Annotated in this window: 1 protein-coding gene; it reads left to right on the top strand. The window is 46.8% G+C overall.

All coding sequences use genetic code 11. The features are described 5' to 3' along the window. A partial coding sequence (mbpC, locus tag IE178_RS37340; RefSeq protein ID WP_149918681.1) for a mobilization protein MbpC occupies positions 1 to 451 on the top strand: 451 nt, incomplete at its 5' end. Positions 452 to 500 lie beyond the last annotated feature (49 nt).

Here is a 500-nt window from a genome sequence, read left to right on the forward strand (position 1 = left end):
GGAAACAAACTCACACCCGGAAGCGGCAGCTTCCAACGTTAAGCAGGGACAGTACAGCCCCCGGAAAAGAAAAGACACAACGCCAAGGGTAAACCCGCAGCTTGCGGTAGAACTGGTGTATCAAGAACTAAAGCGTGTTGAAGTCTATACGAAGCGCATAGAGGACGCAACAGCCCGAAAGGTACAAATAGACGGGAAAAGCCTTGAAAGTGCCGAAAATCGCCTAAAAAACGTGTTGGCGGACTTTGAACGGCAGGGGTACAGAATGAAAAACGGCGGTTATGTGGACAAACGAATTTCGTTCTACTCAATCCTTTGTGCTGTTATCTCCCTATTGTTCGCTTGTTTCATGTGCTATCTTTGGACGGATGCAGCCAAAGACCGGGACAACTACAAGCAGTATTATGAATACTACCAAGAGCAGGCAAGGGAACAAAAGGGGAATAAATAAACATCTAACTTTACGAATTATGGGAACAACGGAACACGAAGAACCCCGG

Origin of the sequence: Streptomyces griseoloalbus (assembly GCA_014650015.1) — a bacterium.
Classification (GTDB): Bacteria; Actinomycetota; Actinomycetes; order Streptomycetales; family Streptomycetaceae; genus Streptomyces; species Streptomyces griseoloalbus.